At 45.3% G+C, this 234-nt stretch carries 1 pseudogene; it reads right to left on the bottom strand.

The features are described 5' to 3' along the window. Positions 1–80: 80 nt before the first annotated feature. Positions 81–170: pseudogene (locus tag ACTHRE_RS11200) on the bottom strand (DUF2288 domain-containing protein); the annotation flags it as partial. Between the last annotated feature and the right edge of the window lie 64 nt (positions 171–234).

Below are 234 nucleotides of genomic sequence, written 5' to 3'. Positions count from 1 at the left end.
TTACTTTGCAATAGGCTGTCTGAAAAATGAAAAACCGGAACATATCGCATGTTCCGGTTTTGTTTTTTCAGACGGCCTTATCAGTCTTTGAAAGGCTGTACCAATACCCACGGCGCCACGACAACCGCCCACATTTCTAGCTTATCCGCTAAAAATGTGCGCGCCATATCATCGCTGACGGCACCGAATTAGCCTTTTTCCATCAATTGTTTCAATGGCGAGGCTTAATCTTCG

The sequence above is a fragment of the Neisseria sp. P0001.S007 genome (assembly GCF_051963655.1).
In the GTDB taxonomy this organism is placed as follows: Bacteria; Pseudomonadota; Gammaproteobacteria; order Burkholderiales; family Neisseriaceae; genus Neisseria; species Neisseria subflava_A.
The sequence above is the reverse complement of the archived record's forward strand: the minus strand, read 5'-3'. Positions and strand labels throughout refer to the sequence as shown.